This window comes from Streptococcus sp. 2342 (assembly GCF_013276795.1).
In the GTDB taxonomy this organism is placed as follows: Bacteria; Bacillota; Bacilli; order Lactobacillales; family Streptococcaceae; genus Streptococcus.
The window spans coordinates 226664-248183 of sequence record NZ_VMLR01000001.1 but is presented as its reverse complement, the minus strand read 5'-3'; the positions used below and the strand labels follow the sequence as shown (position 1 = coordinate 248183).

Below are 21520 nucleotides of genomic sequence, written 5' to 3'. Positions count from 1 at the left end.
ACCAGAGCCTAAGCCAGAAAATTCAAATAGTATCCAGCCAGAATCAAAGATATCAGAAGAAAAACTACCAAATACTGGTACAGAAAAAAATACTAATGTATCAACTATGGGATTACTAGCTATGGTAACAGGATTGGCATTAGGGTTATTTAAGAAAAAAGAAGAATCGGAATAATCTCTATGTTATTTTATCTATGTAATCATTCAGGGCATCTATTTAAAGGTCTATTTAATTATTTTCAAATAGATTATTGAGCATGATTTGATTTTTAATAGCTTCTAAATAAAATATTCTATACTGCTATATTTGGAATTTTTATAAGAAATTATTTTATATCGAGATTTGATGATACTGATAGAAAATTATTATTTTAAAGTAACTCTATCAGAACTTCAATTTTAAGAGATGAAAAATCTTTTCTCCCTTTTTGTGAGGGGAGATTTTTCACTTTTGTCAAATGAAAATAGGAGAGAGAAATATGTCAAGAATTATTACGCTTCATGCTTTTACACAAAAGCAAAGATATGGTTATGAAACTACACAATTTTATCGTGCAAAAATAGCAAGGTATTTAGGATGGGATTATCTACAGCTTGTGACAAATCCACAAGTTAGACCTGACTGGAAAGCTGATTTAAAAAAACTTGGATTTTTAGAAAAGGAATTGATTTGTGTTCCTCATAGTTTTTCTGATATAGGGCATGATTCCTTATCGGTTAAGCCTGAAACTCTCAATTTATCAGATGGTGATACGGTTGAACTCACTGCAGATGGTTTTGTCTCTTCTCTTACGTTAGGAGATGGATCAGGTCGTTACTATTATACAAGTGGTCCATTTCTTTTTGAAAGTTTTAAGGAAAAAGAGTTACAGTGGTTTCATAAAAACGGAGACTTAGCACTTGAGGGACGTTTCATAGACCCATTCATAGAACCTTCTCCTGTTTCTATATTCTATCCAGAATATATTTTTAGAAAAGATGGTATTATCTATTCTGAAGAAGATTTGCTTATTACATTTTTAATTGATACAATCAAAGATAAAGATTTAATTATCCGTGATCAGCACATTATACCTAAGCCTAGTCTCTGGAGATATATGGAGAATACTGGAAAAAAATATTATGAAATGATACATTCAAATGTGAAACTAAATCTTTCTAACGCAAATCTAAGAAAAAAGAATAACTATCTAGTTGCAAGTGAATTGCTAACAGAATCATTGCGTCAGCTAGATTATAACGCAATATTTTTAGCTCCCATTTTTACAGAAAAGAAAGGGAAAGTTAAAGAAATCGGTCCTGTTTTAGACTATTGTTTAGTGGGGCATATGGAGGAAATAAAGAATATTGATCTGGTTATTGAAGTTTTTACGGAATTATATAAACGTGGCTCAAATGTTCATATTACCTTTTATGGTGGATCAGAAAAAAGATTACAGCAACTTCGGAATCAGTATAACCTCCCACCAACAATTCAATTAAAAGGAATGGTGGATAATGTTCCCTATAATCAACACCAATGCTATCTGTCTGCTAGTTATACTGAGTTATTTTCAAATGCCTGTGTAGAAGCTTTGAGCCATGGTTTACTAGCCTTGCTATCAGATGTTGATATTGCTCATCGTTTTTACGCCAATCAGTCAAATGCCATTCGTCTCTTCCAGAATAAGGGACAATTGATTCAAATGATAGAAGAGATGGAGCAGGCGAGCTATCGCCAGTCAAATGCAGAAAATATTGCCCTAGCGGCTCACTATTCACTAGGGACAGTGGCCCAAAGCTATCGTGAACTACTAGATAGGGAATTCTAGTTATCCTATTGCTCTATTTCTGCTTGATTTCATGGACTGCTTATCGGAAAAAAGGGAGAGAGGAGGATTATTATCAGGTTAAGAAAGCTGTTCCTGTGACAGTTCTGGCCTTCTCAGTCTTTGCAACCTTGCTCAACCCCATTTCCTTTCTGACTCTGGTGGAGAATGCCTATACAGGCAGGTCATATCTCTGGTTTGCCCAGTTTGGCATCTTTCTAGCCATTCCACTAGCTCATCGCTATTTTCTGCCCCTCTATCAAAAGGGAAACTATGAGATAGCCTATCATCTTTTAGAGGACAAGTTTCAATCGACTGGCATTCGTTCACTGACCTCAGGACTTTTCATCATTTACCAGTTGGGGCGAATAGCAGTGGTGACCTACTTGTTGTCTCAAACCTTAGCGCCCTTTACCCCTATCAATTAGCTGATCTTGTCTGGTTTACTCTTTCTCTTGACGGTCTATTATCTGGCAAGGGGTGGTGTCTTTTGGTTGTGCTGTGGACGGACTTCTTTCAGGGCTTGGTCCTACTGGCTATATTGGCCCTTTTTCTACCAAGAATTACCCAATCTGTTTTAGTCATGAATAGCAGTCAACAGCTATCTCACTTTGCAGAGACGCTGGATGGGAAGACGGTCTTTATCTTAGTTGCAGGAGCAGGTTTTAGTAGCTTGTTTTCCTACGTTTCTTCGCAGTATATTGTCCAACATTTTAACAGCAAAATGGGGCGTCGAAAAATTGGAAAAATCTTATGGCTACAGGGACTATTGTCCTTTGGGATTGTCAGTTTACTCTATCTGATTAGCACCTTTGTTTAGCAGTTTCATCCTGCTGGCTCTCTTGTAGCGGGTCAATCCACTATCTCATCCAGTATGAATGCAATTGTGACCTGCTTGAAGTTGGATTTCACTTGGTCAAAGATTCGCTGGTCACCAAGCCTCCTGTCCTTTGTCATAGCAGGTCTGTCTTGACTTCTCTGCCTCTTACTCATGAATGCAGAAATTTACTCCATCTACGAATGGATTAACGGCTTTATGGGTCTGACACTAGGTGTGATGGGTGGTTTGTACCTCTTGATCCTACTCCTAAAAAGACCGAGCTTACAACTGGCCAAAATCTATCTGGTCTTTAGTCTAGGAGCCTTGTTTCTCTATCATTACAGTGGTTTATTCGCCAACTCCAATACTTGGTTAAATAGCATCATCACCACCCTATCTGCCCTCTTTATTTCATTTCTAGGAAGACTATATGAAAGCAACATCTAAACCCATAGCCGTCATTTTGATCCGTTCGGGTTCACGTGGCTTAGTGGATAAAAATATCAAACCGCTTGCAGGCAAACCCTTGGTATTCTATACTATAGAAGTCGCTCTAGCCTCCAAGCTATTTAGTGAAATCTGGATCTCCTCAGACTCACTAGCCTATCTCGAACTCTGTCATCAAGCCTATCCAGAGATTCATTGTGTCCACAGACCAAAAGAGTTGGCTTTGGCAACAACCTCTAGTTTAGAGACCTTGCGAGACTTTTTACAGCCCTTTGAGGAAGAGCAGGTCTTTGTGAATCTACAGGTGACCTCACCCTTGAGAGAAGTGGAGCACCTCGTCGAGTCCTATCAACTATACTGTCAGTCTGGCGCCGACCATCTGATTTCCTGTGTTATGGCAGACAAGAGTCGTAGTCTTTACTTGCAATTAGCGGAGTCGTCATTTATCCGTCCGCCTCAGGTTTCCAAGCACTATGCTCGGCAGAAAGAACCTGTCTATTACTATCCAAACGGTAGTATCTGGATTTCTCGCAAGGATCGTTACCTACGAGATGAGACCTTTTACACAGATAAGACAGTAGCCTATGAAATGCCCAAACTCTATTCTTATGATATCGACGATGCCTTGGACTTTGAAGTCGTTGAGACCTTGTTACAACATCACCACCTAGGAGAATCAAAGAGATGAAAAATCTTATAATTGCTACAACGCCCTTGCAGGCCAAGATTGCACAGCATATCAAAGGATTCTATCTTGATCAGGACTTTGTTAGCCTTTATGTCAGTCCTGTAAAAAATGCTCGTCAGGAGCATTATGCTAAGAATTTTGACCATGTTCACTATCCTCAGGATGCAGAGGACTTGGCTCAGATTTGTCAGGAGCTTGCTGGCGACTATGACACCATCTTTTATGCTAGCTTTGACAATAGCTTGATTCTGGACTTGGTTGCTAGTTCAAATTACCATCACCTCATGAGTTTTGATGATGGCTATGCGGATATTTACCCTTTGGGAATGTATGCCCTCCCTCTTCAACCTATTCAGGTGGGACCTTTGGGCTTGACCAGAGATGACTTGATTGAGCGGACGGAAAAGCACTATACCCTCTATTGCAGTGACTACCATGTCGTAGCTAGAGAAAAGCTTGTTTATCTGGAGCATTTTTTTGACCTGCCACAAGCACCCGTCTCAAATGGTAAGACGGTCAAGATCCTGTTGGGGCAAAAGTTCTCTGAAGAGGACGATCAGATCTCCATCCGTTTTATCAGTACCTATGCCAAGGCCTTGGCAATTGATCTCTATCTGCCTCATCCCAAGGAAACCTTCACTATTCCAAACGTGACTTACTTGGAGACGGAGCTGATCTTTGAAGATGTCCTAGCCCAACTCATCCAAGAATACGAGTTCGTTCATGTCTATCATTTTACCTCATCCGTTAGCCTGCACCTTAAAGACCTGCCCCATGTGACCATCACGGGCATTTCCCTCCCCTACTACGAGGACCGTCAAAAAGAATTGCGACGCTTAGGTTGTCAGTTTGAAACGATTTCCCTTGGCTGGTAGCTTAAAGTAAATAACTTTTACCCGTTATTCTAATATTTTTCCATTTTAATAGTAGTCGATAAGTTCCCTTTAGTCTCTTGTTTTCTCCCGTTTTAAAGTGACTCAGGGGGCTTTTTTTGATATAATAAAAAGGACTGTTATCAGTTAGAAAGAGGTTGGTATGAAAGAATTACAAACTGTACTTAAAAACCATTTTGCAATCGAATTTGCAGATAAAAAGTTACTGGAGACTGCCTTTACTCATACGAGTTATGCCAATGAGCACCGCCTCTTAAAAATTTCACACAATGAGCGCTTGGAATTTTTAGGAGACGCTGTTCTACAGTTATTGATTTCAGAATATCTGTATAAAAAATATCCTAAAAAGTCTGAGGGTGATTTGTCCAAACTCCGTGCTATGATTGTCCGTGAGGAGAGTTTGGCTGGTTTTGCGCGTGATTGCCAGTTTGACCAGTTTATCAAGCTAGGTAAGGGGGAAGAAAAATCTGGGGGACGCAATCGTGACACCATTCTTGGTGATGCCTTTGAAGCCTTTCTAGGTGCCCTTCTTTTGGACAAGGATGTGGCCAAGGTCAAGGAATTTATCTATCAAGTCATGATTCCTAAGGTTGAAGCAGGCGAGTTTGAGATGATTACAGACTACAAAACCCATCTCCAAGAGTTGCTTCAGGTCAATGGGGATGTGGCTATTCGTTATCAGGTAATTTCTGAAACGGGTCCTGCCCACGATAAGGTTTTTGATGTAGAAGTTCTCGTTGAAGGTAAGAGCATTGGTCAAGGTCAAGGTCGTTCTAAGAAATTAGCAGAGCAGGAAGCTGCCAAAAATGCCGTTGAGAAAGGGCTGGATTCATGTATTTAAAGGAAATCGAAATTCAGGGATTCAAGTCTTTTGCTGACAAGACCAAGGTCGTCTTTGACCGAGGTGTGACGGCAGTCGTTGGACCCAATGGATCTGGAAAGTCGAATATTACAGAAAGTCTGCGTTGGGCTTTGGGGGAGTCAAGTGTTAAGAGTCTCCGTGGGGGCAAGATGCCGGATGTCATTTTTGCTGGAACAGAAAGTCGCAAACCGCTCAATTATGCTTCTGTTGTTGTGACTCTGGATAATAATGATGGATTTATCAAGGATGCAGGTCAAGAAATCAGGGTGGAACGCCATATCTATCGTAGTGGTGATAGCGAATACAAGATTGACGGCAAGAAAGTTCGTCTTCGTGATATTCATGACCTTTTCTTGGATACAGGTTTGGGACGAGATTCCTTCTCTATTATTTCCCAAGGGAAGGTTGAGGAGATTTTTAATTCCAAGCCTGAGGAACGCCGAGCTATTTTTGAAGAGGCTGCTGGAGTTTTGAAATACAAGACTCGTCGAAAAGAAACTGAGAGTAAACTGCAACAAACTCAGGATAATTTAGACCGCTTAGAGGACATTATCTACGAGTTGGATAATCAAATCAAACCTCTTGAGAAGCAAGCTGAGAATGCCCGTAAGTTTTTAGATTTGGAAGGTCAACGCAAGGCTATTTATTTAGACGTGCTGGTTGCTCAAATCAAGGAAAATAAGGCTGAACTAGAGTTGACAGAAGAAGAGTTGGCACAGGTTCAGGAACTCTTGACGAGCTACTACCAAAAGCGTGAAAAATTAGAAGAAGAAAATCAAACTCTTAAAAAGCAACGGCAAGATTTACAGGCTGAAATGGCCAAAGATCAGGGTGGTTTGATGGATTTGACCAGTCTAATTAGTGATTTAGAGAGAAAATTAGCCCTATCGAAACTGGAATCTGAGCAAGTAGCCCTGAATCAACAGGAAGCACAAGCTCGTTTGGCTGCTTTGGAGGATAAGAGAAATTCACTCAGCAAAGAAAAATCTGATAAGGAAAGCTCTATAGCTCTCTTAGAAGAAAATCTAGTCCAAAATAATCAAAAACTCAATCGTTTAGAAGCTGAATTGCTAGCTTTTTCAGATGATCCTGATCAAATGATTGAGCTCTTACGCGAACGCTTTGTAGCTCTTTTACAAGAAGAAGCGGATGTCTCAAACCAACTGACTCGTATTGAGAATGAGTTGGAAAATAGCCGTCAGCTTTCTCAAAAACAAGCAGATCAGCTACAAAAACTGAAAGAACAGCTGGCTACAGCTAAAGAGAAGGCTAGTCAGCAAAAAGAAGAGTTTGAAACTGCCAAGGAGCAGGTTCAGAAATTATTGGCCGACTATCAAGCTATTGCCAAGAAGCAAGAAGAGCAGAAAGCTTCCTATCAAGCTCAACAAAGTCAACTCTTTGACCGTCTGGATAATCTCAAAAACAAGCAGGCCAGAGCTCAGAGTTTGGAAAATATCCTTAGAAATCACAGTAACTTTTATGCAGGTGTTAAGAGTGTTCTCCAAGAAAAAGATCGCCTTGGTGGGATTATTGGTGCTGTTAGTGAGCATCTGAGCTTTGATGTGCATTATCAAACTGCGCTGGAAATCGCGCTAGGAGCCAGTAGTCAGCATATTATTGTGGAAGATGAACATGCAGCAACTAGGGCCATTGATTTTCTCAAACGAAACAGATATGGTCGCGCAACCTTCCTTCCTTTGACAACGATCAAGGCGCGTACGATTTCTAGTCAGAACCAAGATGATATTGCTGCAAGTCCAGGATTTCTGGGCATGGCAGACGAGTTAGTTACTTTCGATACTAGACTGGAAGCCATTTTCAAGAACTTGCTAGCTACGACGGCTATCTTTGATACAGTAGAACATGCGCGTGCGGCTGCTCGACAGGTTCGTTATCAGGTTCGTATGGTGACATTGGATGGGACAGAGTTGCGCACAGGTGGTTCTTATGCAGGTGGAGCCAATCGCCAGAACAACAGTATTTTTATCAAGCCAGAACTGGAGCAATTACAAAAAGAAATTGCTGAAGAAGAAGTAAGCTTGCGTTCTGAAGAGGTGGCTTTGAAGACCTTGCAAGACCAGATGGCAGTATTAACTGAAAGATTAGAAGCTATCAAATCTCAAGGAGAGCAGGCTCGTATTCAGGAGCAGGGCTTATCGCTTGCTTATCAGCAGACCAGTCAGCAAGTTGAAGAACTGGAAACTCTTTGGAAACTTCAAGAAGAGGAATTAGATCGTCTTACTGAGGGAGATTGGCAAGCAGATAAGGAAAAATGCCAAGAGCGCCTTGCTACCATTGCCAGTGAAAAGCAAAATCTGGAAGCTGAGATTGAAGAGATTAAGTCCAACAAAAACGCCATCCAAGAACGCTATCAAAACTTGCAGGAAGAGGTGGCGCAAGCACGCTTGCTTAAGACAGAACTGCAAGGGCAAAAACGTTATGAAGTGGCTGATATTGAGCGTTTAGGCAAGGAATTGGACAATTTAGATATCGAACAAGAGGAAATCCAGCGCCTTCTTCAAGAAAAGGTTGATAATCTGGAGAAGGTTGATACAGAATTGCTCAGTCAACAGGTTGAAGAAGCAAAAAACCAGAAAACAAATCTCCAACAAGGTTTGATTCGCAAGCAGTTTGAGTTGGATGATATTGAAGGGCAACTGGATGATATTGCTAGTCATTTGGATCAGGCTCGCCAGCAGAATGAGGAGTGGATTCGCAAGCAAACACGTGCTGAAGCCAAGAAAGAAAAGGTCAGCGAGCGCTTGCGCCATCTACAAAGTCAATTAACAGACCAGTATCAGATTAGCTATACAGAAGCTTTAGAAAAGTCTCATGAGTTGGAAAATCTCAATCTGGCAGAGCAAGAGGTTAAGGATTTAGAGAAGACTATTCGCTCACTGGGTTCTGTCAATTTAGATGCTATTGAACAGTACGAAGAAGTCCACAATCGTCTGGATTTCCTAAATAGCCAGCGAGATGATATTTTGTCAGCGAAAAATCTGCTTCTTGAAACTATCACAGAGATGAATGATGAGGTCAAGGAACGCTTTAAATCAACCTTTGAGGCCATCCGTGAGTCCTTTAAAGTGACCTTCAAGCAGATGTTTGGCGGAGGTCAGGCTGACTTGATTTTGACTGAGGGAGACTTACTGACAGCTGGGGTTGAGATTTCTGTTCAACCACCAGGCAAGAAAATCCAGTCTCTCAACCTCATGAGTGGTGGGGAGAAAGCCTTATCAGCTCTAGCCTTGCTTTTCTCTATCATTCGAGTTAAGACTATCCCGTTTGTTATCTTGGATGAGGTGGAAGCTGCGCTGGATGAAGCTAATGTTAAACGTTTTGGGGATTACCTCAATCGCTTTGATAAAGACAGTCAATTTATTGTCGTGACTCACCGTAAGGGAACCATGGCAGCGGCTGATTCTATCTATGGAGTGACTATGCAAGAATCAGGTGTTTCAAAGATTGTTTCAGTTAAGTTAAAAGATTTAGAAAGTATTGAAGGATGACAATTAAACTAGTAGCAACGGATATGGATGGAACCTTCCTAGATGGGAATGGGCGCTTTGATATGGACCGCCTCAAGTCTCTCTTAGCTTCCTACAAGGAAAAAGGGATTTACTTTGCGGTAGCTTCGGGTCGAGGATTTCTGTCTCTAGAAAAATTATTTGCTGATGTTCGTGATGACATTATTTTCATCGCGGAAAATGGCAGTTTGGTCGAATATCAAGGTCAGGACTTGTATGAAGCGACCATGTCTCGTGACTTTTATCTGGCAACTTTTGAAAAACTGAAAACGTCACCTTATGTCGATATCAATAAATTGCTTTTAACAGGGAAAAAAGGCTCTTATGTTCTGAATACGGTTGATGAGACCTATTTGAAAGAGAGCCAGCATTATAATGAAAATATCCAAAAAGTAGCGAGTTTAGAAGATATCACTGATGACATTTTCAAATTTACGACCAACTTCACAGAAGAAACGCTGGAAGCTGGAGAAGCTTGGGTCAATGAACATGTTCCTGGTGTTAAGGCCATGACAACTGGCTTTGAATCTATTGATATTGTTCTGGACTATGTCGATAAGGGAGTGGCCATTGTTGAATTGGCTAAAAAACTTGGTATCACAATGGATCAGGTTATGGCTTTTGGAGACAATCTTAATGACTTGCACATGATGCAGGTTGTGGGACATCCTGTAGCTCCTGAGAATGCACGACCTGAAATTTTAGAATTAGCAGAGACTGTAATTGGTCACCATAAGGACCAGTCGGTTATAGCTTATATGGAGGGCTTATAATGGCAGATATAAAATTGATTGCATTGGACTTGGATGGGACCTTGCTGACTACTGATAAAAGGCTGACGGATCGTACCAAGGCAACCTTGAAAGTTGCGCGTGATCGTGGTATTAAGGTTGTATTGACAACTGGTCGTCCCTTAAAAGCTATGGATTTCTTTCTCCATGAGCTAGGGACTGACGGCCAGGAAGATGAGTATACGATTACATTTAATGGTGGTTTGGTTCAGAAAAATACAGGTGAAATCCTTGATAAAACAGTCTTTTCATATGATGATGTGGCACGCTTGTATGAAGAAACAGAGAAATTATCACTGCCTCTTGATGCCATCTCAGAAGGAACAGTTTATCAAATCCAATCAGACCAAGACAGTCTTTATGCCAAATTCAATCCAGCTTTAACTTTTGTACCAGTTGACTTTGAAGACCTTTCTAGTCAAATGACCTACAACAAATGCGTGACTGCTTTTGCTCAAGGACCCTTGGATGCAGCTATTCAGAAGATTTCTCCAGAATTGTTTGAACAATATGAAATCTTTAAATCACGTGAAATGTTGCTAGAGTGGTCACCAAAGAATGTTCATAAAGCAACAGGTTTGGCAAAACTAATCAGTCATTTGGGAATAGACCAAAGCCAAGTCATGGCTTGTGGTGATGAGGCCAATGACCTTTCTATGATTGAGTGGGCAGGGCTCGGTGTTGCCATGCAAAACGCTGTTCCTGAAGTCAAGGCGGTTGCAAATGTTGTGACTCCTATGACCAATGATGAAGAAGCTGTTGCTTGGGCAATCGAAGAATACGTGCTAAAGGAGAACTAAGATATGGGATTGTTTGACCGTCTATTCGGAAAAAAAGAAGAACCTAAAATCGAAGAAGTTGTAAAAGAAGCTCTGGAAAATCTTGATTTATCTGAAGCTACTGAGACTGCCCTTACAGAAGCTGAGGAAGTTTCTCAAGAAGAAGCAGAAGTTGAAATTGTTGAACAAGCTGTGCTCCAAGAAGAGGAAATCCAAGATACAGTTGAAGAAAATAAGAATTTAGAGCCAGTTGTAGAAGTTCAACAAGAAGAAGTCGCAGAGGAAGAGAACCCTGAGCTTGAAGAAGCTGTGGAAGAAAATAATTCTGAAGTGCTTGAACCAGAAACTCCTCAAGCAGAAGAAACCGTTCAGGAAAAATATGATCGCAGTCTTAAGAAGACTCGTACGGGCTTCGGTGCTCGCTTGAACGCCTTCTTTGCTAACTTTCGCTCTGTTGACGAAGAATTCTTCGAGGAATTGGAAGAACTGCTGATCATGAGTGACGTTGGTGTCCAAGTCGCTTCTAACTTAACTGAGGAGCTACGCTACGAAGCCAAGCTCGAAAACGCCAAGAAACCTGACGTACTTCGTCGCGTCATCATTGAGAAATTGGTTGAGCTGTATGAAAAGGATGGCAACTACGATGAAAGTATCCATTTCCAAGATGGCTTGACAGTCATGCTCTTTGTTGGGGTTAATGGTGTCGGGAAAACAACCTCTATCGGGAAACTAGCCCACCGTTTTAAACAAGCTGGTAAGAAGGTCATGTTGGTTGCGGCAGATACCTTCCGTGCAGGAGCAGTAGCACAGCTAGCTGAATGGGGCCGTCGTGTTGATGTTCCAGTAGTAACTGGACCTGAAAAAGCTGACCCAGCCAGTGTGGTTTTTGATGGTATGGAACGTGCCGTGGCTGAGGGTATCGATATTCTTATGATTGATACAGCTGGTCGTTTGCAAAACAAGGAAAACCTTATGGCTGAGTTGGAAAAGATTGGTCGCATCATTAAACGTGTTGTGCCAGAAGCACCCCATGAAACCTTCTTGGCACTTGATGCATCAACAGGTCAAAATGCCCTGGTACAGGCCAAAGAATTTTCGAAAATCACTCCTTTGACAGGAATTGTCTTGACTAAGATTGACGGAACAGCTCGAGGTGGTGTGGTTCTAGCTATCCGTGAAGAACTCAATATTCCTGTAAAATTGATTGGTTTTGGTGAAAAAATAGATGATATTGGAGAGTTTAACTCAGAAAACTTTATGAAGGGTCTCTTGGAAGGCTTAATCTAATCAGAAGCAAAAATCCTGCAAGATACAAACTTGCAGGAAATTTTTTTATTCTAAACGACCATCTTGACGATAGGCGATATCTGGTTGCCAAGTCCATTTGGCACCGAATTTTTCAAGTAAGTCAAAGCTTGCTTGAGGTCCCATGCTTCCAGCTTTATAGTCATGAAGTGGGGCACCATTTTCAGCCCAGAGTTCTTCGATACGGTCAATCAATTTCCATGACGCACCAACTTCATCCCAGTGGCTAAAGTTTGTTGAGTTGTTATTTAAGACGTCATAAATCAATTTTTCGTATGGTTCTGGAGAAGCACCAGTTGCAGTCGCATCTGTACGGTAATCAAGTGAGTTAGGAGCCAAGTTAAATTCTTCTCCTACTTGCTTCCCATTTAGGCTAAGAGAGAAGCCTTCTGTTGGTTGGATATAGATGGTCAAAATGTTTGGAGCAAGTGGTTCTCCAAAGATAGAGTCCATTTGTTTAAAGACGATGTTGACATGAGTTCCTTTTTCAGTCAGACGTTTACCAGTGCGGAAGAAGAAAGGAACACCACGGAAGCGATCACTGTCCACAAAGAAGGCACCAGATGCAAAGGTTTCAGTTGTAGATTCTGGATTCACATTTGGCTCGCTACGATAAGAGATATATTTCATGCCATCAATCTTACCTGAACGGTATTGACCACGGATAAAGTGTTCTTTAAGCTCTTCATCCGTTGGATGATAGAGGTTTTTAAAGACCTTAATCTTTTCGGCACGGATCTCGTCTTTTGTGAAGCTTGCTGGCTTATCCATGGCAAGAAGAGAAAGAAGTTGCAAAGTATGGTTTTGTACCATATCACGGAGGGCACCAGATTGGTCATAGTAGCCACCACGTTCTTCTACACCCAAGCGCTCTGCAAAGGTAATTTGAACATTGTCGATAAAATCCTTGTTCCAAACATTTTCAAAAATCAGGTTTGCAAAGCGAACTGCAAAGATACTTTGGATCATTTCCTTACCAAGATAATGGTCGATACGGAAAATTTGTTCTTCGTTAAATGTTGCCAAGAGTTCGTCATTCAACTTGCTTGCAGTTGCATAATCTGTACCAAATGGTTTTTCAACGATTAAGCGTTCAAAACCTTTACCATCCACAATGTTTTCAGACTTGAGGTGTTTGGCGATAGTTCCAAAGAACTGAGGTGCCATAGACAAGAAGAAGAGCTTGTTGTGTTCAGCTTGGTACTTGTCATTTAGTTCAGCCTGCAATTGACGCAAAGCAATGTAGTGTTCCGTATCATTGACATCATGACTTTGATAGTAGAAGTGGCTAGCGAATTCTTGAGCCTGTTCGGTACTATCTGCCAAATCAAGGATCGATTCGACTACAACAGATTCAAAATATTCCTTACTCCAAGGACGACGGGCAGTTCCAATGACAGCAAAGTGCTCGGAAAGATTGCCGGATTTATATAGTCTAAATAGGGAAGGGTAGAGCTTGCGTTTAGCCAGGTCTCCACTCGCACCGAAAATTGTAACAATAACCTTAGATGACATCTAGCTACCTAATTTCTATTTTTATTCCTAGTCTTGCTAGGTATGAGGAAACCTCATTTCATAAACTTAATTCTAACATAATTTTCCGAAAAATCAAAAAATCCAATACGAGATAGAAAAAAACTGCAAGGAAATCCTTACAGTTTGAGTTTAGACGTTTAAGACCTTATCCAAGAAATCTTTCAGACGTGGGTGTTGTGGGTTGTCAAAGATTTGATCAGGTGTTCCGTCTTCAAGGAACTCGCCATCTGCAGTAAAGATAACGCGGTTGGCAACCTGACGAGCAAATCCCATCTCATGGGTTACGATAATCATGGTCATGCCTTGCTCAGCCAATTCCTTCATAACGTTTAGTACGTCTCCAACCATCTCAGGGTCAAGGGCAGAAGTTGGTTCATCAAAGAGCATGATGTCTGGATTCATTGCAAGTCCACGAGCGATGGCCACACGTTGTTTTTGACCACCTGATAGGCTATCTGGGTTAGCATTAGCTTTATCTGCTAGTCCAACCTTTTCAAGCAATTCCATTCCCAATTTTTCAGCTTCTTCCTTAGTCATCAACTTGTGCTCAATAGGAGCAAAGGTGATGTTGTCCAATACAGACATGTGTGGGAAGAGATTGAAGTGTTGGAACACCATTCCGATATTTTCACGGACGTGGTCAACGTTGGTTGTTTTTTCAGTTAAGTCATAACCGTTCACAGTGATGTGACCGCTAGTAACTTCTTCCAAAAGATTTAGGCTACGAAGGAAAGTTGACTTACCAGAACCTGAAGGACCAATGATACAAACAACATCTCCTTCATAGAACTTGGTCGTAATTCCTTTTAAAACTTCATTTTTTCCGTAGCTTTTGTGTAAATCATTTACATCAATTTTTAATTTTGCCATTAACGAATCCTCTTTTCTAAGCGTTTCGCTAGTTTAGTCAAAAGTGTGATAATTACAAGATAGAAGATAGCAAGGATTGCATACATCTTGAAACTTTGGTAGTTACGGGCGATGATAATCTTGCCAGTTTGGAAGAGTTCAACCAAACCGATAGCAGATACGATGGTTGTATCTTTAAGAGCGATAACGAATTGGTTAACAAAGTTTGGCAACATCAATTTAGTTGCTTGTGGCAAGATAATCTTACGCATGGTTTTTCCATAAGAGATACCCAAGCTTCGGCTGGCTTCCATTTGACCAACCGGAACAGCCTGAATACCACCACGAACGATCTCAGCGATATAAGCAGCCGCATTGAGCGATAGGGCAATGGTACCAGCTACAAAGTCGTTAATTGGACTTTGTTGTCCTGTGATAGACTCGATGAAATTTGGAATTCCCCAGAAGATGAAGGCTGCAAGAATCATCAATGGGATACCACGAATGACATCAACGAAAATCTCAGAGATCACACGAAGAGATTTGTAGGGGCTGACACTAAACATACCGAAGATAATCCCGATGACAATGGCAATAGCAAATGAGATAAGAGCTAGAGCAAGAGTGATACCAAGGCCACTAAGGAGCTGTTTGTAGTTGTTTTGAAGCAAGCCCCAGATAGTTGTTTCGTCAACAGTGCTTGTTGAAGCAGTTGATGACTCACTAGCTAGGTATTTGTCAAGAATCTTTTGGAATTCTCCGTTTGCTTTAAGGTTTGCAAGTCCGTTATTGAACATTTCAATCAGTTCTGGATTTGATCCTTTTTTAACGGCAAAGGCTGTTTCACCGATTGGAGTTCCAGCGATTGGAGTTTTCAATTTTTGTCCTTGGCTGATAGAATATTTGAGAACAGGCTCATCATCCATAACCGCATCGATGGCACCAGTATTTAAACTGTCATACATTGATGAACCATCAGCGAAGGTTTTGATTTTGTAGCCGTATTTGCTTTGATTTTCTGTTAGGAAGGTTTGAGAAGCCGTTCCGTTTTTAACACCAACTGTCTTCCCTTTTAAATCTTCATAAGAAGCAATGGTGCTTGATTCTTTGACACCAAGGATAGTATTGGCAGTGTAGTAGGATTCTGAGAAGTCAAAAGTTGCCTTACGAGCATCTGTGACAGACATACCAGCAATGATACCATCAGCTTGTCCAGCTTGAACAGCACTGATAGCAGCATCGAAACCAGGGTTGGTGATTTCAATTTCAAAACCTTGGTCTTTAGCGATTGCCTTAATCAATTCCATATCAATACCAGTAAATTGGTTACTTGAGTTTTGGAAAACAAAAGGTGCAAAAGAAGAATCGCTGGCAATAATGTATTTAGCTTTAACAGGAATGGCTTTTAATCCTGCTAGAGTAGTTGTAGTTGGCACTGCTGAAGATGATGAAGCAGTCCATTTCTTAATGATTTTATCAAGACTACCATCTTTTTTCATTTCAGCCAAGGCTTGGTTAAATTCAGTAACTAGGTGCTCGTATTTGCTTCCTTTTTTAACACCGAAAGCAAAGCTACCTACAGCTTCCCCATCCATTTCAATATGGAGGTCTTGCCCTTGGTTAATGGCATACTCTATAACAGGTTTGTCATCCATCATGGCATCGATGGCACCAGCACTCAAGCTGTTGTTCATCAAATCACCAGTGTCAAATGTTTTAATAGTGAAGCCGTATTTATCTTTGATTGTTTCAAGGAAACGTTGAGCGGCTGTTCCGTTTTTAACACCAACAGTTTTGCCAGTTAATTGGTCGTACTTGCTAATTTTGTGTGCCTTTGTAGTTGCAATGACAACTTTTGTATCATAGTAAGTATCAGACATGGTGAAGACTTTTTCACGTTCTTTCGTCTTTGTCATCCCTGCCATGATAGCGTCAGCTTGACCAGCTTGAACCGCATTGACCGCTGCATCAAATCCAGGATAGGACATCTGAATATTCCATCCTTTAATCTCTGCGACTTTGTTAATAATGTCAACATCAATTCCTTTATAAGTTTGATCTGAATCTTTAAACTCAAAAGGTGCATAGGCGGTATCAGACACAATCTTAATCGTCTCTGCTTTTGCAATACCTAATGAGAAAATTGGGAATAAAATTAGCAAAAATGCTAGAAATTTTTTCTTCATTTTTAGTCTCCTTTTCCGAATATTTTTCTATTATATCAGAAAAAGTAAAAAAAGGCAAATTTTTATATTTTTGTGTCAGAAAATGTAACATTGTTTTTCTTTTCTTTCTTTCTTGAACTGCTACCACAAAGTGCTATAATAATAGTATATAATAGAAGAAAAGAGGACAGAGATATGAAGAACAAAAGAATATTTAAAGACTTCCAAACTTCAAAAATGAGTTTAAACATTTACACAAGCCCCTTGTTAGCTCTATTTTTCGTCTATATATCTGAGTTCATATCTTCTCTATTTTTTGGCCTTAGTTTTTTAGCATTGATCGGGCTATTTGGCAATCTTGGTATGGGTGGTCAAAGAATTGCAGATTTCCTTCAAATGTTATTTCAGAATTTATCTGATAAAACAAGTGACATCCATTTAATATTTGAATTATTGTCCTTTGGTTTTATCATCTTAACTGTGTTTAGATGGACTAGAAAAGTAGAGAAAAGACCGATTCGAACCTTGGGATTCTATAAAGAAAATTTTTTAAGTGCCTTATTTAAAGGATACGGTCTTGGTCTATCCCTCTTTATACTTGCTTTGGCTGGACTAGTAGTGTTGGGGCAGTATCAATTTGACTCCATTCACTTGGATACTTATTCGCTAGCTTTTACTTTATTTACAATACCTTTTTGGATTTTACAAGGAACGGCAGAAGAATTGGTTACTCGTGCTTGGCTGATTCCACAATTGGCTAAGAGAACTAATCTTAAAGTCGCTATTATCATATCTAGTAGTCTCTTTACCTTACTTCATTTAGGAAATCCAGGCATAACTTTCTTATCTGCAATTGATCTCTTTTTATTCGGAGTTGCCATGTCCCTATATCTTCTTAAAACAGATACTATATGGGGTATAGGTGGTATTCATGGAGCTTGGAATTTCGCACAGGGAAACCTCTTTGGAGTATTAGTTAGTGGTCAGTCTTCAGGAACCTCAATCATGAAATTTACTCCACAAGGCAATCAAGACTGGCTTTCTGGTGGGTCTTTTGGTATTGAGGGTTCCATCGTGTCCAGTATTATTTTGTTTGTGCTGATTCTTTATCTCGCTTATCAATTAAAGAAAGAAAATGAAAGGATGTGACTTCGGTCCGTCCTTTTCTTCGTGAAAATGCTACAAGTATGCTAAAATAGGAATAGCACATCGAGAGAGGATTCTTATGATCAATCGCATTACAGATAATCAATTTAAACTAGTATCAAAATATCAACCATCAGGAGATCAACCCCAAGCTATCGAGCAGTTGGTTGATAATATCGAGGGTGGAGAAAAAGCTCAGATTCTGATGGGGGCGACCGGAACAGGGAAGACCTATACCATGAGTCAGGTCATTTCTAAAGTCAGTAAACCAACTCTGGTCATTGCCCACAATAAAACTCTGGCAGGACAACTTTATGGGGAGTTTAAGGAATTTTTCCCTGAGAATGCTGTTGAGTACTTTGTGTCTTACTATGATTATTACCAACCTGAGGCCTATGTCCCTTCTAGTGATACCTATATTGAGAAGGATAGTTCTGTCAATGACGAGATTGACAAGCTCCGCCACTCAGCTACTTCAGCCCTTCTTGAGCGTAACGATGTTATCGTCGTGGCTTCTGTCTCTTGTATCTATGGTTTGGGTTCGCCCAAGGAATACGCTGACAGTGTTGTGAGTCTGCGTCCAGGTCTTGAAATTTCTCGTGATAAACTCTTGAATGAATTAGTTGACATCCAGTTTGAACGTAATGATATTGATTTCCAACGGGGAAGATTTCGTGTGCGTGGGGATGTGGTGGAGATTTTCCCAGCTTCCCGTGATGAGCATGCCTTTCGAGTAGAATTTTTTGGAGACGAAATTGATCGTATTCGTGAAGTGGAAGCTCTGACAGGTCAGGTATTGGGAGAAGTGGATCATTTGGCGATTTTCCCAGCTACTCACTTTGTGACCAATGACGACCACATGGAAGTTGCCATTGCTAAGATTCAAGCAGAGTTGGAAGAGCAACTAGCTGTCTTTGAAAAGGAAGGCAAATTGCTTGAAGCCCAGCGCTTGAAACAACGGACAGAGTACGATATCGAAATGCTGCGTGAGATGGGCTACACCAACGGGGTTGAAAACTATTCACGCCACATGGATGGACGTAGTGAGGGTGAGCCTCCTTATACCCTTCTCGACTTCTTCCCAGATGATTTCTTAATTATGATTGATGAGAGCCACATGACCATGGGGCAAATCAAGGGCATGTACAATGGAGACCGTTCTCGTAAGGAAATGCTGGTGAATTATGGTTTCCGCTTGCCATCAGCTTTGGACAATCGTCCTCTCCGTCGGGAGGAGTTTGAGAGTCATGTCCATCAGATTGTTTACGTTTCAGCGACACCTGGTGACTATGAAAATGAACAGACTGAGACAGTGATTGAGCAAATCATTCGTCCAACGGGACTCTTGGATCCTGAGGTGGAAGTTCGTCCGACTATGGGACAGATTGATGACCTCTTAGGTGAAATCAATGCCCGTGTTGAGAAAAATGAGCGTACCTTTATCACCACTTTGACCAAGAAAATGGCAGAGGACTTAACCGACTACTTCAAGGAAATGGGCATCAAGGTCAAGTACATGCACTCGGATATCAAGACTTTAGAGCGGACAGAGATTATCCGTGACCTGCGTTTGGGTGTCTTTGATGTCTTGGTCGGAATCAACCTCCTCCGTGAAGGGATTGACGTTCCTGAGGTAAGCTTAGTTGCCATTCTCGATGCTGACAAAGAAGGTTTCCTTCGTAACGAGCGTGGACTCATCCAGACCATTGGTCGTGCTGCTCGTAATAGTGAGGGACATGTCATTATGTATGCGGACACTGTGACCCAGTCTATGCAACGTGCTATCGATGAAACGGCCCGCCGTCGCAAAATCCAGATGGCTTATAATGAAGAACACGGTATTGTGCCTCAGACAATCAAGAAAGAAATCCGTGACCTGATTGCCGTGACCAAGGCAGTTGCTAAGGAAGAAGAAAAAGAGGTCGATATCAATAGTCTCAACAAACAAGAACGCAAAGAACTTGTTAAGAAACTGGAAAAACAAATGCAAGAAGCCGTCGAAGTGCTTGACTTTGAACTAGCAGCTCAGATTCGTGATATGATGCTGGAAGTCAAGGCGTTGGATTAGGGGAATTTTATGAATATTTTAGTTATTAATGGACATCCTGATAAAGAAAGTTACTGTCAAGCAATTTTTCAAACGATTGTAGAAAGTATAGACTCAAAGAGACATGAACTTGAAGTGATTAATCTTAATGAGGAAGAGTTTGATCCTGTTTTACGTTATGGTTATCGGCAAAGGATGGAGGACGATCCGTTTATTCTACGCTCTCAATCATTAATCCAGTGGGCAGATCATTTCATTTTTGTTTATCCTATTTGGTGGAGTAGTATGCCTAGTCTATTGAAGGGCTGGATTGATCGTGTTTTTACGCCAGGCATTGCATACTCTGCAAATAATCGAGGAAGCTTTATTTTGAACTACTTGAGAGGTAGACAGTTCAAAAAGTTACTAAAAGGAAAAACAGCTAGTATCTATGCAACTTCTATGGCACCAACTTGGTGGTACAAAGTATTTTCAGGTCCTATTAACATTCCAGACAGTTATGGAATATCGGTATTAAAGAATGCTGTATTGAATCACTGTGGCATAAAAACAAAGAGGGTTTCAATCTTAGGAGAGTTAGGCCGTGAAGTAAATACAAGTTCAACAAGACAAAAATTTCTACAAAAAGTGGCAAAGGAAGTTAGGGTGTTGAATTAAGGAGAAGAAAACAAATGACGGTTATTATCAAATCAATGGAAACTCCTGAAGAGATAGAAGATAAATCCCTCGTTCACTGGCAAACGTGGAGAGAGGCTTATGATAACCTTTTGCCTGCAGAATTTCAGGAGACAATGACATTAGAAAGATGCCGATTCTTTAGTCAAAAGTATCCAGAAAATACATTGATTGCGATGGATGGCGTGAAGGTGGTTGGTTTTATCAGTTATGGTAATTTTCGTGATGAGACTATTCAAGCTGGTGAAATTATTGCTTTATATGTTTTAAAAGACTATTACGGAAAAGGCATTGCACAAAAGTTAGTGAGAGCAGCTTTGACTGCTCTTGATCATTTTTCTGAAATTTTCTTATGGGTATTGAAAGATAATAAGCGCGCCATTGCTTTCTATCAAAAAATGGGTTTTACTTTTGATGGCCAAGAAAAAATCCTTGAACTTGGAAAGCCTATAAAGGAAAAACGGATGGTGTTCTATTCTAAATAATTCTCAAAAGTAAAAGCTAATATGGTACCAAGTCTGAAAATTTAATAAATTAGAAAGCGAGTAAATCCATGTCCCGTTCCCAATTAACGATTTTAACAAATATTTGTCTGATTGAAGACCTAGAAAACCAGCGCGTGGTGATGCAGTATCGCGCTCCTGAAAACAATCGCTGGTCTGGTTATGCCTTTCCAGGAGGTCATGTAGAAAATGGCGAGTCTTTTGCAGAGTCAGTCATTCGTGAAATCTATGAAGAAACAGGATTGACTATCCAAAATCCTCAACTTGTCGGTATTAAAAATTGGCCACTAGATACAGGTGGGCGCTATATTGTCATTTGTTATAAGGCGACTGAGTTCTCTGGTACCCTTCAATCTTCAGAAGAGGGAGAAGTTTCTTGGGTGCAAAAAGACCAGATTCCAAACTTGGATCTGGCCTATGATATGTTACCCTTGATGGAGATGATGGAAGCTCCCGACAAGTCAGAGTTTTTCTACCGCCATCGTACAGAAGATGGCTGGGAAAAGAAAATCTTCTAGTCTTTTACTAAATAACCGAGCTGCTCCAAGGCCTCCTCGATATAGTGGAGGTCTTGTTGTGTTTCTTGTGTAATAGTAATAATATATTTGGAAAAATATATGTACTCTGAAATAAATTTAAAATATTTTTAGAAAAGTATTGACAAATCAAAAGAAAACGT

The 21520-nt window shown here is 40.5% G+C and carries 19 protein-coding genes and 1 pseudogene; 16 read left to right on the top strand and 4 right to left on the bottom strand.

The window, feature by feature from the left end; all coding sequences use genetic code 11:
- Positions 1 to 479 precede the first annotated feature (479 nt).
- The 11 genes from HT689_RS01125 (at position 480) to ftsY (ending at position 11902) form a co-directional block, all read left to right on the top strand.
- Positions 480 to 1811, top strand: coding sequence for a glycosyltransferase (locus HT689_RS01125; protein WP_173251371.1), 1332 nt, complete (start codon positions 480 to 482; stop codon positions 1809 to 1811).
- 8 nt (positions 1812 to 1819) lie between these two features.
- Complete coding sequence (locus tag HT689_RS09610) at positions 1820 to 2236, top strand: hypothetical protein (RefSeq protein ID WP_240148086.1); 417 nt, start codon at positions 1820 to 1822, stop codon at positions 2234 to 2236.
- A 62-nt stretch (positions 2237 to 2298) separates the two neighbouring features.
- Positions 2299 to 2628 carry a hypothetical protein gene (locus HT689_RS09605; protein ID WP_240148085.1) on the top strand — a complete coding sequence of 110 codons (330 nt, stop codon included), beginning with the start codon at positions 2299 to 2301 and terminating at the stop codon, positions 2626 to 2628.
- 171 nt (positions 2629 to 2799) lie between these two features.
- Positions 2800 to 3075 carry a hypothetical protein gene (locus tag HT689_RS09600; protein ID WP_240148084.1) on the top strand — a complete coding sequence of 92 codons (276 nt, stop codon included), beginning with the start codon at positions 2800 to 2802 and terminating at the stop codon, positions 3073 to 3075.
- Complete coding sequence (locus tag HT689_RS01115; protein WP_173251368.1) at positions 3059 to 3763, top strand: acylneuraminate cytidylyltransferase family protein; 705 nt, start codon at positions 3059 to 3061, stop codon at positions 3761 to 3763. The genes HT689_RS09600 and HT689_RS01115 overlap by 17 nt, the downstream gene beginning before the upstream one ends.
- Positions 3760 to 4638 carry a glycosyltransferase family 52 gene (locus HT689_RS01110; protein WP_173251366.1) on the top strand — a complete coding sequence of 293 codons (879 nt, stop codon included), beginning with the start codon at positions 3760 to 3762 and terminating at the stop codon, positions 4636 to 4638. Before HT689_RS01115 ends, HT689_RS01110 begins: the two co-directional genes overlap by 4 nt.
- Before the next feature lie 160 nt (positions 4639 to 4798).
- The gene (gene rnc / locus HT689_RS01105; RefSeq protein WP_173251364.1) at positions 4799 to 5497 is read left to right on the top strand and encodes a ribonuclease III; all 699 of its coding nucleotides are present in this window, start codon (positions 4799 to 4801) and stop codon (positions 5495 to 5497) included.
- Positions 5488 to 9027, top strand: a complete 3540-nt coding sequence (gene smc, locus HT689_RS01100) for a chromosome segregation protein SMC (protein WP_173251362.1) — start codon at positions 5488 to 5490, stop codon at positions 9025 to 9027. Before rnc ends, smc begins: the two co-directional genes overlap by 10 nt.
- Positions 9024 to 9818 (top strand): HAD family hydrolase, encoded by a 795-nt coding sequence (locus tag HT689_RS01095; RefSeq protein ID WP_173225830.1) that lies wholly within the window; start codon positions 9024 to 9026, stop codon positions 9816 to 9818. Before smc ends, HT689_RS01095 begins: the two co-directional genes overlap by 4 nt.
- Positions 9818 to 10636, top strand: a complete 819-nt coding sequence (locus tag HT689_RS01090) for a Cof-type HAD-IIB family hydrolase (protein WP_173225832.1) — start codon at positions 9818 to 9820, stop codon at positions 10634 to 10636. The genes HT689_RS01095 and HT689_RS01090 overlap by 1 nt, the downstream gene beginning before the upstream one ends.
- A gap of 3 nt (positions 10637 to 10639) precedes the next feature.
- Entirely contained in the window at positions 10640 to 11902 is a 1263-nt protein-coding gene (gene ftsY / locus HT689_RS01085) for a signal recognition particle-docking protein FtsY (RefSeq protein WP_173225834.1), read from the top strand.
- A 45-nt stretch (positions 11903 to 11947) separates the two neighbouring features.
- Here the strand turns inward: ftsY and zwf are convergent, their stop codons facing one another.
- From zwf to HT689_RS01070, 3 genes are all read right to left on the bottom strand, one after another.
- Positions 11948 to 13435: a glucose-6-phosphate dehydrogenase gene (zwf, locus tag HT689_RS01080; protein WP_173225836.1), complete on the bottom strand. Its 1488-nt coding sequence runs from the start codon at positions 13433 to 13435 to the stop codon at positions 11948 to 11950.
- 150 nt (positions 13436 to 13585) lie between these two features.
- Complete coding sequence (locus HT689_RS01075; RefSeq protein ID WP_084887071.1) at positions 13586 to 14326, bottom strand: amino acid ABC transporter ATP-binding protein; 741 nt, start codon at positions 14324 to 14326, stop codon at positions 13586 to 13588.
- Positions 14326 to 16491, bottom strand: a complete 2166-nt coding sequence (locus tag HT689_RS01070; protein WP_173225838.1) for an ABC transporter substrate-binding protein/permease — start codon at positions 16489 to 16491, stop codon at positions 14326 to 14328. The genes HT689_RS01075 and HT689_RS01070 overlap by 1 nt, the downstream gene beginning before the upstream one ends.
- Positions 16492 to 16665: 174 nt before the next feature.
- Here HT689_RS01070 and HT689_RS01065 point away from each other — a divergent pair, with 174 nt between their 5' ends.
- From HT689_RS01065 to HT689_RS01045, 5 genes are all read left to right on the top strand, one after another.
- Complete coding sequence (locus HT689_RS01065) at positions 16666 to 17619, top strand: CPBP family intramembrane glutamic endopeptidase (protein WP_173225840.1); 954 nt, start codon at positions 16666 to 16668, stop codon at positions 17617 to 17619.
- Between the two features lie 76 nt (positions 17620 to 17695).
- Complete coding sequence (gene uvrB, locus HT689_RS01060; protein ID WP_173225842.1) at positions 17696 to 19684, top strand: excinuclease ABC subunit UvrB; 1989 nt, start codon at positions 17696 to 17698, stop codon at positions 19682 to 19684.
- Positions 19685 to 19693: 9 nt separating this feature from the next.
- Positions 19694 to 20320 carry an NAD(P)H-dependent oxidoreductase gene (locus HT689_RS01055; RefSeq protein ID WP_173225844.1) on the top strand — a complete coding sequence of 209 codons (627 nt, stop codon included), beginning with the start codon at positions 19694 to 19696 and terminating at the stop codon, positions 20318 to 20320.
- 14 nt (positions 20321 to 20334) lie between these two features.
- The gene (locus HT689_RS01050; protein ID WP_173225846.1) at positions 20335 to 20823 is read left to right on the top strand and encodes a GNAT family N-acetyltransferase; all 489 of its coding nucleotides are present in this window, start codon (positions 20335 to 20337) and stop codon (positions 20821 to 20823) included.
- Positions 20824 to 20891: 68 nt separating this feature from the next.
- Positions 20892 to 21359 carry an 8-oxo-dGTP diphosphatase gene (locus HT689_RS01045; protein ID WP_173251360.1) on the top strand — a complete coding sequence of 156 codons (468 nt, stop codon included), beginning with the start codon at positions 20892 to 20894 and terminating at the stop codon, positions 21357 to 21359.
- On the opposite strand, the pseudogene HT689_RS01040 reads toward HT689_RS01045, so the two are convergent.
- Positions 21356 to 21424: pseudogene (locus tag HT689_RS01040) on the bottom strand (DNA-binding transcriptional regulator); the annotation flags it as partial. The gene HT689_RS01045 and the pseudogene HT689_RS01040 sit on opposite strands and share 4 nt — an antisense overlap.
- Positions 21425 to 21520: the final 96 nt, after the last annotated feature.

Bases quoted from the DNA above. Each gene is read 5' to 3' on its own strand.
- HT689_RS01125 (WP_173251371.1), top strand. From the start codon at position 480: ATGTCAAGAATTATTACGCTTCATGCTTTTACACAAAAGCAAAGATAT.
- HT689_RS09600 (WP_240148084.1), top strand. From the start codon at position 2,800: ATGAATGCAGAAATTTACTCCATCTACGAATGGATTAACGGCTTTATG.
- HT689_RS01115 (WP_173251368.1), top strand. From the start codon at position 3,059: ATGAAAGCAACATCTAAACCCATAGCCGTCATTTTGATCCGTTCGGGT.
- HT689_RS01110 (WP_173251366.1), top strand. From the start codon at position 3,760: ATGAAAAATCTTATAATTGCTACAACGCCCTTGCAGGCCAAGATTGCA.
- rnc (WP_173251364.1), top strand. From the start codon at position 4,799: ATGAAAGAATTACAAACTGTACTTAAAAACCATTTTGCAATCGAATTT.
- smc (WP_173251362.1), top strand. From the start codon at position 5,488: ATGTATTTAAAGGAAATCGAAATTCAGGGATTCAAGTCTTTTGCTGAC.
- HT689_RS01095 (WP_173225830.1), top strand. From the start codon at position 9,024: ATGACAATTAAACTAGTAGCAACGGATATGGATGGAACCTTCCTAGAT.
- HT689_RS01090 (WP_173225832.1), top strand. From the start codon at position 9,818: ATGGCAGATATAAAATTGATTGCATTGGACTTGGATGGGACCTTGCTG.
- ftsY (WP_173225834.1), top strand. From the start codon at position 10,640: ATGGGATTGTTTGACCGTCTATTCGGAAAAAAAGAAGAACCTAAAATC.
- zwf (WP_173225836.1), bottom strand. From the start codon at position 13,435: ATGTCATCTAAGGTTATTGTTACAATTTTCGGTGCGAGTGGAGACCTG.
- HT689_RS01075 (WP_084887071.1), bottom strand. From the start codon at position 14,326: ATGGCAAAATTAAAAATTGATGTAAATGATTTACACAAAAGCTACGGA.
- HT689_RS01070 (WP_173225838.1), bottom strand. From the start codon at position 16,491: ATGAAGAAAAAATTTCTAGCATTTTTGCTAATTTTATTCCCAATTTTC.
- HT689_RS01065 (WP_173225840.1), top strand. From the start codon at position 16,666: ATGAAGAACAAAAGAATATTTAAAGACTTCCAAACTTCAAAAATGAGT.
- uvrB (WP_173225842.1), top strand. From the start codon at position 17,696: ATGATCAATCGCATTACAGATAATCAATTTAAACTAGTATCAAAATAT.
- HT689_RS01055 (WP_173225844.1), top strand. From the start codon at position 19,694: ATGAATATTTTAGTTATTAATGGACATCCTGATAAAGAAAGTTACTGT.
- HT689_RS01050 (WP_173225846.1), top strand. From the start codon at position 20,335: ATGACGGTTATTATCAAATCAATGGAAACTCCTGAAGAGATAGAAGAT.
- HT689_RS01045 (WP_173251360.1), top strand. From the start codon at position 20,892: ATGTCCCGTTCCCAATTAACGATTTTAACAAATATTTGTCTGATTGAA.